Origin of the sequence: Sulfuricurvum sp. RIFOXYD12_FULL_44_77 (assembly GCF_001830725.1) — a bacterium.
Classification (GTDB): domain Bacteria; phylum Campylobacterota; class Campylobacteria; order Campylobacterales; family Sulfurimonadaceae; genus Sulfuricurvum; species Sulfuricurvum kujiense_A.
Genome location: NZ_MIBU01000193.1, coordinates 1 through 9009, shown reverse-complemented (window position 1 = coordinate 9009; position 9009 = coordinate 1). Strand labels below are relative to the sequence as shown.

At 44.2% G+C, this 9009-nt stretch carries 12 protein-coding genes; 2 read left to right on the top strand and 10 right to left on the bottom strand.

The genetic code is table 11. The features are described from left to right. Positions 1-905: class I SAM-dependent methyltransferase (locus A2517_RS07390; protein WP_294895636.1), on the top strand; the 905-nt coding region annotated here is incomplete at its 5' end. Here A2517_RS07390 and A2517_RS07385 read toward each other — a convergent pair. Both A2517_RS07385 and A2517_RS07380 read right to left on the bottom strand, forming a co-directional pair. After that, positions 902-1978: an alkene reductase gene (locus A2517_RS07385; protein ID WP_294895634.1), complete on the bottom strand. Its 1077-nt coding sequence runs from the start codon at positions 1976-1978 to the stop codon at positions 902-904. The two genes, A2517_RS07390 and A2517_RS07385, sit on opposite strands and share 4 nt — an antisense overlap. A gap of 77 nt (positions 1979-2055) precedes the next feature. Further along, the gene (locus tag A2517_RS07380) at positions 2056-2370 is read right to left on the bottom strand and encodes a helix-hairpin-helix domain-containing protein (RefSeq protein WP_294895632.1); all 315 of its coding nucleotides are present in this window, start codon (positions 2368-2370) and stop codon (positions 2056-2058) included. A 43-nt stretch (positions 2371-2413) separates the two neighbouring features. Between A2517_RS07380 and A2517_RS07375 the strand changes: the two genes are divergently transcribed. Next, complete coding sequence (locus A2517_RS07375) at positions 2414-2893, top strand: methylated-DNA--[protein]-cysteine S-methyltransferase (RefSeq protein ID WP_294895630.1); 480 nt, start codon at positions 2414-2416, stop codon at positions 2891-2893. 26 nt (positions 2894-2919) lie between these two features. Here the strand turns inward: A2517_RS07375 and A2517_RS07370 are convergent, their stop codons facing one another. The 8 genes from A2517_RS07370 to A2517_RS07335 all read right to left on the bottom strand — a co-directional run. Further along, complete coding sequence (locus tag A2517_RS07370) at positions 2920-3537, bottom strand: hypothetical protein (protein ID WP_294895627.1); 618 nt, start codon at positions 3535-3537, stop codon at positions 2920-2922. A 13-nt stretch (positions 3538-3550) separates the two neighbouring features. Then, positions 3551-3964, bottom strand: a complete 414-nt coding sequence (locus A2517_RS07365; protein WP_294895625.1) for a GNAT family N-acetyltransferase — start codon at positions 3962-3964, stop codon at positions 3551-3553. Positions 3965-3992: 28 nt separating this feature from the next. Continuing rightward, positions 3993-4274 carry a DUF1330 domain-containing protein gene (locus A2517_RS07360; protein ID WP_294895623.1) on the bottom strand — a complete coding sequence of 94 codons (282 nt, stop codon included), beginning with the start codon at positions 4272-4274 and terminating at the stop codon, positions 3993-3995. Positions 4275-4331: 57 nt separating this feature from the next. After that, the gene (locus A2517_RS07355) at positions 4332-4745 is read right to left on the bottom strand and encodes a hypothetical protein (RefSeq protein WP_294895621.1); all 414 of its coding nucleotides are present in this window, start codon (positions 4743-4745) and stop codon (positions 4332-4334) included. A gap of 147 nt (positions 4746-4892) precedes the next feature. Beyond that, positions 4893-6392, bottom strand: coding sequence for an HD domain-containing phosphohydrolase (locus tag A2517_RS07350; protein ID WP_294895619.1), 1500 nt, complete (start codon positions 6390-6392; stop codon positions 4893-4895). 3 nt (positions 6393-6395) lie between these two features. Then, positions 6396-7304: a sensor histidine kinase gene (locus tag A2517_RS07345; protein WP_294895617.1), complete on the bottom strand. Its 909-nt coding sequence runs from the start codon at positions 7302-7304 to the stop codon at positions 6396-6398. Continuing rightward, entirely contained in the window at positions 7305-8084 is a 780-nt protein-coding gene (locus tag A2517_RS07340; RefSeq protein ID WP_294895615.1) for an MBL fold metallo-hydrolase, read from the bottom strand. It lies immediately after the preceding gene. An 84-nt stretch (positions 8085-8168) separates the two neighbouring features. Further along, positions 8169-9009: DMT family transporter (locus A2517_RS07335; protein ID WP_294895613.1), on the bottom strand; the 841-nt coding region annotated here is incomplete at its 5' end.

Sequence of the window (9009 nt, the reverse complement as noted above, 5' to 3'; positions counted from 1 at the left end):
AAGATCTGCATCAGCTACTGCTGATAAGTTCACGCGATATTAGCGATGAATATACTCGCTTGTTTCACGGACGTGGCAATACCTACAACGGGTATCGTTTTCTTACCGTGGACAGTGTGGACAAAGTGCTCTTTGCCGTCCTTTTTGAAGCAGATGAAGAGGAAGATGCCATTATTTCGATGATAGAAAGTTTTTTTGATGCTGAAGGCAAATGGGAAGCACTCGTAGTTCAACACCGCTATCTCCCATCGTCTCCCTCATCCCTTATCACAGGTGACTTGCCGCAAGCGTGTTTTGCCATCGAAAACGGCCTCAACTATCATGTCAATTTTCAGAGTGCCCAAAATATCGGCTTCTTTCCCGACATGAAGATCGGAAGAGAATTTATCCGTGAGTCAGCTAAAGGGAAAAAAGTCCTTAACCTCTTCTCGTACACCTGCTCGTTTTCCGTTGTGGCTATGCAAGCGGGGGCAAAAGCCGTCGTGAATGTCGATATGAACAAAAATGTCCTCTCCATCGGACGGGAGAATCATCGCCTCAACGCCATCGATACCAAAAAAGTGGAGTTTATGCCCTACAACATCCTCAAATCATGGAACCGTATCCGCAAAAGCGGCCCCTATGATCTGATCATCATCGATCCCCCCAGCTTTCAAAAAGGGTCATTCGCCGCCACAAGCGATTATGAGAAGATTATAAGGCGGCTTCATGAGTTCGCGGCAGAGGAGTGCATCGTCCTCTCGGCACTTAATGCCCCTGAGCTGGATTGTGAATTCATCAAAACCCTTTTTAAAGAAAATGCCCCTGAATTTCGGTACGTTGAGAGGCTCAAAAACTTGGAGAGTTTCCCCGAAATCGAGGAAGAGCGAAGTCTGAAGAATCTGGTTTTTAGAAAAAATTTCTAATCACACTGCAAAGAAGGATAATCCAAATACCCTCTTTCATCTTGAGTATAAAAACTCTCAGGATTAGGGGCGTTTAGCTCGGCATTGCTTTTAAACCGTTCCGGTAGATCAGGATTGGCCAAAAATAGAACCGCAAAAGCTACAGCATCGAGCAGCCCGTTCTGAAGTGCTAAATTTCCCTTTTCAAAAGTATAACCGCCGTTGGCGATCAAAACACCCTTATATGCTTCTCTCAAAACACTTAGTTCAACGACATTCGCCCCGTGGCGAATATCCCCTTCCAACGCATCGATGATATGGAGATACGCCAAATTAAAGTCGTTGAGCTTCTCACAGATATAGGTAAAATGGTTTTGAGGATCAGAGTCTTTCATGTCGTTAAACGTACCGCTTGGAGAGAGTCTGACCCCTGTTTTCTCCGAACCGATAGCGGCACAAATACCCTCAATAATCTCAAACAAAAACCGTCCTCTGTTTTCAACGGAGCCTCCGTATTCGTCGTCTCGGATATTCGTTCCATCCCGCAAAAACTGATCGATCAGATACCCGTTGGCTCCGTGAATTTCAACCCCATCGAACCCTGCTTCCATCGCATTTTTGGCTCCATGGACATACTGCTCGATCACGGTTTGAATCTCGCCTATGCTAAGGGCGTGCGGCGTTACAAACTCTTTCATCCCCTCATAGGTATAGATACTGCCTGAGGGTTTAATGGCGGATGGAGCAACCGGAAATTCTCCGTTATGATAGAGAGGATGGGAGATTCTCCCTACATGCCATAGCTGCAAAAAAATCACCCCCCCTTTCTCGTGGACAGCTTGAGTCACTTTTTTCCACCCTTCGACTTGTTCGGGGGTATGAATACCGGGAGTATAGGGATAGCCGATCCCCTTTGTCGAAATCTGAGTCGCTTCGGTTATGATAAGGCCGGCAGAAGCTCTTTGAGCATAATACCGAGCCATCATTTCATTCGCTACATTATTATCTACACTTCGGCACCGTGTCATCGGCGCCATAAAAATCCTATTCTTTAGATTATAGTTTCCGATTGTAATAGGTGAAAGCAAATTCATGACCAACTCCTTTAACGAAATTAAGGTCATTATTTCACAATAGAATTTAAACAATAATGAATAATATTTTGTAATTTTTAAATAAAACTTTTTGCAATACTAATTTTATCACCGTAGCGTCTTTTGCGCTCAGGCGTATAGTTCCACCACACTTTTGCCTCACCGCCATTCATAAAGTCGGTGATCGACATAAGCACGTCAAGCATACACGGGTCTTGTCTCTCGCCGAACGCTTCGCAAAAGCGAACATACAGATCATAAGGGTCTTCCCCTTTGAGCTGATCGGGAGAGGTGATGCCGATGCGAACAAGATCAGCGGCAACCGTTTTGCCAATATTGGGAAGGTCGGTGAGTTTCGAGACGTTTTCTCGGATAACTTTAGAAGGATTCATAGTCATTCTCCTCGCTGTTAACTCATTTTGTTATAATCATACCATGCAACCCGAAACAATTTACGACACCTATACCATTGATACCCCGATCGGAACTATGATCGCAACTGCCGATGAAAATGGTATTGCTTCTCTCGATTTTACCGATAAAACCCCGCAGATTATAATCTCGAAATATCCGCTCCTTCTCCAATTGGAAAAAGAGTTACACGAATACTTCGCAGGGAAGCGAAAAGTCTTCACCCTCCCCCTAAACCCTCACGGAACCCCGTTTCAAAAACAGGTGTGGGAAACACTACAGACGATCCCCTACGGGGAAACAATTTCTTACGCACAAGAAGCCGAAATATTCGGAAACCCCAAAGCAGTCCGCGCCGTTGCCAATGCCAACGGACGCAACCCCATCGCGATCCTCATCCCCTGCCACCGCGTTATCGCCAGCGGCGGCGGACTCGGGGGCTACAGCGGAGGAATAGAGAAAAAAGAGTTTTTATTAGCGTTGGAAAAACAAGAGAAAGAGTAATAGACCGCTCCAATATCACCTCATCATTACTTCATCGCCATCATCAAAAAACCTGTAAATCCGGCATTATCAGCACCGATCAGTGGAGAGACGTGTGATTTCATCTCTTGAAGAATCTGTGTATAGCGCAGATAAAATTCGTAGGTAGGTTTGGGCTTATATTCCAAACCGCTTATCTCGAAGAATTTGATAATATCTTTGGTGGTAGTCGGTTTGATAAAAAACTCTTTATCCCGTGCGTAATAATAGGGGATCAACGTTACGATAGACCATTTTGCGAGCTTATAGATACTGAGGATATCGACGAGGATTCTAAATCCTTTCTCTTTATCGGCGTGCAAAAATTCATACAATCCGATGGCAAACATATCTTGCTGTTCCATACTCATCGCTTTTACCATATCACGTACTTTTGGTTTTTCGAAAAGTGAAATCAAAGAGGATTTTGAGACGATTTTTGCAAAACTCTCACCTATCTCTTCGGTACGTAAAAATTTCTCAGGTGCAAAGAGTTCTCTTACACTTTCACCTATTTTTGCCGTATTGTGCCGTTTGATGATCGGTAATAGTGCTTCGTCTTCGAACCCTTTGGGGTAAAAGATGAAAAAATTGGTTTCGGCTTCTGTCAGTTTTTTGAAATTCATTGTCGCTGCTTTTTTATAAAATCTCTTTCGTACTGTCCAGTACCCACGCCGAGGGGTGTTGCGTAAAACCGATTTTTGGATAATACTCTACCGCTGCAGGTGCAGAGAGCAAAATCAGTTTGCATTTAACCCCTAACTGTTCGCGTACTTTTTGAATGAGTTGTTTTCCGATCCCCTGATGTTGAAAGCTCGCATCGACTGCTAAATCTGACAGATAGCAGCAGTAGCCGAAGTCGGTAACGGCACGTGCCACCCCCACGATTTTTTCATCCAAAACCGCCGTAATAATGATGTCGGCATTTTTGATCATACTCTCGATACATTCAAGATCATCAACAGGTCTGCGTTCGCCCAATGTGGAACGGTTGAGGATGTCGATAAAATCTTCAGTTGATAGATTGGGGGTTATTTGGTAGGTAATCAACATTCATTTTCTCCTGTTCTTTTTATAAGGATCATCCATACACGTGCAAAATGATTTCCGCCCCTTTTTCACGGATCGGGACTAGGCTCTGATAGGCGGAAGAGTGATACCATTCATTAGCTTTTTCGACAGAATCAAATTCAATGGCTACCACATCAGGATAGTCCGTAGTACCCACGAATGAATTGATACAGGTTCCCCTCACTAGAACCTTTCCACCATAAGGTACAAGCGTTGACTGCACTTGGCTTTTATAGTCATTCCACTTTTCCTGATCAGTGATACGGATTTGCCCGATAACATATACACTCATATAGTTCCTTTTTCTATCTTTTAAAAATATGGGTCAGGGTGTTGACCCGATCTTGATCTAGATTTCAGAATATTTGTCATCTTTGATCGTAAAATGGGCAAACGCACCTTCGACACTGAGTGTATTTTTATACTTTGTTGCCGTTAATCTGACTGCTTTTGTCTCCAAATTACAAACGGCGATACGAAAATTCGATCCCATAAAAGGTTCCACAATACAGACAATATTCCCCTCTACTTCGCGTGTTGCATGTATTATCCCTTGTAAATTATGAAAAAAATACTTAGGATAGCTCAGAGGAGTGATTTCGACGACCTCAGAATATCTTTTTTTATCCAATGTACTCGCAATGGTGGCAGCATCCTCAAAATTATCAAACTGTACGCACCAATTATCAAAAACTTTATTAAAATGGTTTAGATCTTCATCTAAAAACCCACCTGCCGGCGATTGCAAAGCATAAATACTCATAATAAATATACCTTTTTTTTATTCTCTAGTACAATCTAATCGATCTGATAGCAGCAATAGGTGTCAAGTGAACCTTTTCGGAAAACTGATTTCCTTTTGATTGCTCGTGAGTCTGAAACGGATCGAGGGTGATATTGGTTTGTTCGACTAAATTTTCCCTTTTTCGTACAACCGTACAAAAGCCTCGACGATGTGCGGGTCAAACTGCTTTCCGACTTCGTCTTTGATATACTCGATTGCCCTCTCTTTTTCCCATGCGGTTTTATACGGTCTTGCATTCACAAGGGCATCATACACGTCTACGACGGATACCATCCTGCCGCTAAGCGGTATATCTTCACCTTTGATCCCATAGGGATATCCGGTTCCGTCGTATTTTTCATGGTGAGAGAGCGCTATTTCAGCTTCAAGTGCAAACCGCTTGTCACTGTGCAAAATCGTTTTACCTCTTTCGGTGTGTATACGCATGATACGCATCTCTTCCTCATCGAGTTTTCCCGGCTTTTGCAGTATGCTGTCGGGAACCGCAATCTTGCCAATATCGTGCAAAATTGCCGCTCTGCTGTAGCGGATCGCTTCATCCTCGCTAAAACCGAGTTCCAACGCCAACAGCAGCGTCATATGTTCAATCCGTTTGATATGTTCTCCGGTTGTTTCGTCTTTGTATTCAGACGCAACCGCCAATATGTTGATCGTCTCTATATGGTCTTTTGAGAGGATATCGTAGAGATCTATGTTTTTAAAGGATGTGCAAATCTGAAGTGCCATAAGTCCCAATAAATCGGCAAAATACCCGTTCAATCTGAAATCTCCGAAGGCAAAAACAATAGCCATTGTCCCCTCAGAGTCTTTTATCGGTATGATAAACCTATCTTTTTCCAGAAAAAAGAGTTTGTGTTCTTCCCTGATTTTCTCAAGGATCTCTTTGATGACCGGTTCAATATTGCGTTTCTCTCCCGTTGTGCAGTATTTGCTGCAGTTGATACATACCTTGTATTCGCCCTGTTCATCCACGGGGAATACGGCAAAAGCATCCAACAGCCTTAGATTTGAGCTATCGACAAGCGAGATAAATTTCGTCAAAACTTCCAAAGTATGGTTAAAAAAGTTTTCAAATGAATCGATGGTAAAAATATTGACCGCCGACTTGGCCAAATACGAAAGCGCCTCTTTTTGCGTCTGAAGTTCGGTCAATCGGACATAGTCTTGTATCCCTGTTCGTATACACGTATAGAGCTTGGTTTGGGTTAGCTCCGTCTTTTCTTTGTAGTCATTGATGTCGAAATGATCGATAACAAACTTTTCAGGAGCCTGTCCCGGCTGTCCGGTACGCAAAATAATGCGGATCAGATTATTGTTGATCTCGTGACGGATAAAGGTGACAAGTTCGAGTCCCGCATCATCGGTTTCCATAACGACATCCAGCAAAACAAGGGCTATATCATTATGATTTTTTAGTATTTCTTTTGCCTCTTTTGCACTCATCGCATGGAAGAACTCTATCTCTTTTTGCGCGAATGCAAACCCCTTTAACGCAAGTTTGGTGACGTCATGAATAGACGCTTCATCATCTACGATGAGTACTTTCCACGTACCAAGCGTTTGCTTCTCGCTCGAAACATCCCGTTTTTTCAAAAATCCAGCCATACTCTAACTCTTTAATAATGTAATATAAAAGTGCACACCGCACCCTTTTTCACTCTCTACCCTCACAGAACCGCCGAATGAACCGGTGATCAGGTTATACACGATACTCAATCCAAGCCCGCTCCCGCCTCGCCCCCTTTTTGTCGTCACAAAAGGCTCAAAGACCTTATCTTTCACACTCTCATCGATACCTATGCCGTCATCGATGTATTCCATATCCAGACGATCCCCTTTATCGATAACTTTTATCATTATTTTACCGCTCTCTCTGCCTTCAAACGCATGTACAAGCGAATTTTGAATCAGGTTGGAGATTATTTGGGCAAAAGAGCCGGCGTAGCTGTTGACGATGATGTTTTCCGGACACTCCAGTTCGACGACGGCCACACTCTTTTTGAGCTGCGGTCTCAGCGTTCTAATGATCTCTTCCAAATATTGCTTAACGTCAAATTCCCGCTTTTGATCGCTCGTCTCATCTACCGATATTTGCTTGAACCCTCGGATAAGCCTTGCCGCATTTTCCAGATTCTGCAACAACAAGCTGCAAGCGTCAATCGAACTTTCCAAAAACTCTTTCAAATCCTCTTCGGTTAACTCTTCGGACTCAAATGAGTGCTTAATGCTCTTGCAGTTGTCCAGTATCATCGACGCGGATGTGATAGAGACGCCCAACGGCGTATTCACCTCATGAGCTACCCCCGCGACAAGCGATCCCAGAGACGCCATCTTCTCTTTTTGAATAATCTCCGCTTGCATCTCTTGGAGTTTGGCATAGCTCTCTTTTAGCTCTTTGTCTTTTTGTTTGATAAGCAAAAGAGCATGGTCGTAATTCTTATGGATGCGCTGACTTTGATCTACCGCCTGCTTTAAGATCGTCACTTGTCTTTGAAGCTCGACTACATCATCACTCATTCAAATTCCCAGATGCGGATACAAAATATCCAGCCCGCAGTTGAGATTTTCCAGATACTCTATGGCAGAGGGGACGTCGCCTTTTGAGATGATCGAGCCGTGCTGCGGCAGTATCGCTTCGATAGAGACGTTTTGGAGTTTTTCCACAAACCCTTTGCACGCAATATTCGAAGCGATATAGTCTTTATGAAAAATATCCAACCCTGAAATATGCCCTTCAAAATCATCCGTTACCAGTTTCCAATCCGAATCAATAGCCGCCCACACGTCACCGGAGAGTAAAAAGCCGCTTACGGGATCGTACGTGGCGAAAGCTCCCGGAAAATGCATGAAAGGGCACTCTATAAACTTCAAAGCACTGCTACCGTAAGGAAATTCCGTATCATCGGCAGCGTCAAATCGATCATAATCGCTTTTTCCATAATAGGGGAGAAGTACGTGCGTTCTGGGAGTAGAAACGATTTTTAGCGACGGATTGAAGTCCAACCAATCGACCATAGCCGCACATACGTCGGGGTCTTGATGACAAAGGACGAGGGCTTTCACATTTTTCGGGTCGATGATCTTGGATACCGCATCCTTGACCGATTCGAAATAAGCTCGATGACCCGGATCGACGAGTATAGCTGCATCCGCATCTTTTATAAGATATACATTGCTTCTAAACGCCGTATTCTCATTGATCCCTACCCACCAGACCGAATGTTCACCGCTTTCAAAAAGCTTTATAGGGGGAGTTGCTACCGTACCGTTGCTAAGACCCGACAATAAATTATTCACAGCCGTCCTTTCCATTAAATTGATGCCTGAAACCAATGCTACTAAAGAGTATATAGTATAATAAATCTCATTAATTTGAATGCATCAGGAAGAGGATCTTTTCATATTAAACAAGATCACCGCCGCAAATGCCATCAAACATCCAAACAGTGTCGAGATTGCCAACGTCTCGCCGTACACGACCCAACTCGACACGATAGCCCCCACGGGGACGATAAACATAAACACCCCCGTTCGGTGTGCCCCCACTTTCCCTGCCGAGATGAAATAAAGGGCGGTGCTAAACGTCCCCGGAATCACCCCGATAAAGAGGATCGTCCACCAGAACACCGCGTCATACGCCCCGAAATCAAAAGGACGGTGCGGCAGAGCAAAGAGCATATTGATAAACGTCGTAATCCCAAAAACGACCAAGGTATAAAACATCAGATGCGCACGATCCGCCGCTTTTTGTGAGACCACCGTCACCAGCGCCCACACAACCGCACATCCGAGGAAATAAGCACTATCGACATTCAAGAACGCAAACCCGTCAAACGGTACGCGAAGCAGTATCAACGCTCCGAAAATACCGATAGAGAGTGCGCCGATTTGGCGAATGGATACCTTGGTTCCCAAAAATGAGATGGAGAGGATATAGGTGATGATAGGAGCGAGCGACGTAACCATCGTCCCGCCATAACCCGCATCCCCGTGCGAAAGTCCCGCGAAAAAGAGATAATTAAAGAGAGATGTCAAAATCCCCGCGATCACCATATACATCAAACCTGCTCTATCGGTTTTGAGGGGTGTTTTCAAATACCAGATAATGGGAATGATGCTGATAAACGAGATCGCATAACGCCAAAAAGCGGCAACTTCGGCATTAGAGTGTTCCGCCGCCACTTTCCCCGCCGTCCACGCAAACCCCCAAAAGAGCATCGCG

What these genes read in the sequence shown, in the direction of transcription:
- A2517_RS07385 (WP_294895634.1), bottom strand. Translation starts at nt 1,978, where the DNA reads ATGAATTTGCTTTCACCTATTACAATCGGAAACTATAATCTAAAGAAT.
- A2517_RS07380 (WP_294895632.1), bottom strand. Translation starts at nt 2,370, where the DNA reads ATGAATCCTTCTAAAGTTATCCGAGAAAACGTCTCGAAACTCACCGAC.
- A2517_RS07375 (WP_294895630.1), top strand. Translation starts at nt 2,414, where the DNA reads ATGCAACCCGAAACAATTTACGACACCTATACCATTGATACCCCGATC.
- A2517_RS07370 (WP_294895627.1), bottom strand. Translation starts at nt 3,537, where the DNA reads ATGAATTTCAAAAAACTGACAGAAGCCGAAACCAATTTTTTCATCTTT.
- A2517_RS07365 (WP_294895625.1), bottom strand. Translation starts at nt 3,964, where the DNA reads ATGTTGATTACCTACCAAATAACCCCCAATCTATCAACTGAAGATTTT.
- A2517_RS07360 (WP_294895623.1), bottom strand. Translation starts at nt 4,274, where the DNA reads ATGAGTGTATATGTTATCGGGCAAATCCGTATCACTGATCAGGAAAAG.
- A2517_RS07355 (WP_294895621.1), bottom strand. Translation starts at nt 4,745, where the DNA reads ATGAGTATTTATGCTTTGCAATCGCCGGCAGGTGGGTTTTTAGATGAA.
- A2517_RS07350 (WP_294895619.1), bottom strand. Translation starts at nt 6,392, where the DNA reads ATGGCTGGATTTTTGAAAAAACGGGATGTTTCGAGCGAGAAGCAAACG.
- A2517_RS07345 (WP_294895617.1), bottom strand. Translation starts at nt 7,304, where the DNA reads ATGAGTGATGATGTAGTCGAGCTTCAAAGACAAGTGACGATCTTAAAG.